1 protein-coding gene is annotated in these 423 nt (G+C 65.2%); it reads left to right on the forward strand.

Annotated elements, in window-relative coordinates; genetic code table 11:
* Window positions 1-113: 113 nt before the first annotated feature.
* The coding region (locus tag AC1DF0_RS32400) for an asparaginase domain-containing protein (RefSeq protein ID WP_477577699.1) at window positions 114-423 on the forward strand (310 nt) is incomplete at its 3' end.

The following is a 423-nucleotide window of genomic DNA, read 5'->3' on the forward strand; positions in this document are numbered from 1 at the left end:
CCGCCACCCGCCGCGACAGACCGCAACGAGTGGCGTCCTGCCACTCGACGTGACACACCTTGCGCACGCAGGCATGCTGCGGCGCAAGGTGCATTCGTCCAGGAGACCCATCAATGAATTCCGCCTCTTACCCTGCCGCGCAGCACGTCATGGTGCTCTACACCGGAGGCACCATCGGCATGCAAGCCAGTGCCCACGGCTTGGCCCCGGCGTCCGGTTTCGAAGCGCGGATGCGCGACTACCTGCACAGCCAGCCTGAGTTGGTGGTGCCGCAGTGGCGCTTTCGCGAGATGTCGCCACTGATCGACAGCGCCAACATGACCCCTGCGTACTGGCAGCAACTGCGTGAAGCGGTGGTCGACGCCGTTGATGTCCAGGGCTGCGACAGCGTGCTGATCCTGCATGGCACCGACACCCTGGCCT

The sequence above is a fragment of the Paenibacillus sp. 05T425 genome (assembly GCF_056396205.1).